We start from the raw sequence: 1,006 nt of genomic DNA on the forward strand, positions 1-1,006 counted from the left end.
CTCAAACTTCGCAGACTGAAATCGACAAATAAGCCTTGATATAATTAGGAAGGCTGGCGATCCATTGCTGAAGTTGACTTTTGATTAGTTTTTGGATTTTTGTATTTGTCTTTTTTAGGGTATCTTCAAGAAGCTCGATTAATTGCTGTAAAGCGACAGCCCAATCGAGTTCATTTACTTCATCGCAAAGTTCATAGAAAATGCCACCTAATGTTCGCTGGTCGGTATGGCAGCGATTTTGCCAGGACAAAACGATATATCTTGAAAAGACAATGGTTGTGTGACTGATGAGTAAATCATAAGACATCCCTTGAAATTCTTTTTGAAGTCTCAATAATGATTTGGTTGTCTTAAAGAAGACTTCGATGTCCCAACGCATTCCATAAATACGAATGATTTCTTGTTCAGAAAGCGTACAGTCCGTGCTAAGAATGGCAAGCCACTCACTCTTTTTATTTCTGTTTTGGACAAATACAACCTTTACCTGAACGCCATTTGCCATCGTTGTATGAATCGATCGCAAAATTCCTTTCTTGTCTGGGACAGGTGTGGCAATCTTATACAATTCTTTTAAAGAGAGTCGTTGGTTGTTCATCAAATAACGTTGGTTCGTATTTTTCACCATACCAATGACATCCAGACCTAGTTCAACGATGGATTGAATGAGCGGTTGTTGTGTAAACCACGTATCCATTAACACATAATCAGCGGATACACCTGCTTGTAAGGCTCTTTCAAGCATACTTGGAATGATTGTAGGCGCGGATTCTAACGATTCTACACGACGTTTATAGCCCGAGGTACGTTTGTCGATGTTGTTCGAAATCCCATTGATTTGTGCATTTTTTGAACTCAGTAACGTAAAATCCAGCGGCATAAATGTAAAGCCGTCTGACCAACCCAAAGTAAGCATACGAAAGCCTTTATAGAAGCGCTTCGTTAAAGAGGAATGATCCATACAACGTGCGAGAAGCTCAACCTTTTTACTACGATTCCGATCAAACAT

Annotated in this window: 1 protein-coding gene; it reads right to left on the reverse strand. The window is 39.5% G+C overall.

Translation table 11 applies throughout. The features are described from left to right. Position 1: 1 nt before the first annotated feature. Positions 2-1,006: transposase (locus AN161_RS23215; protein ID WP_053596687.1), on the reverse strand; the 1,005-nt coding region annotated here is incomplete at its 5' end.

It is taken from the genome of Lysinibacillus sp. FJAT-14222 (assembly GCF_001278875.1).
Lineage (GTDB): Bacteria > Bacillota > Bacilli > Bacillales_A > Planococcaceae > Lysinibacillus > Lysinibacillus agricola.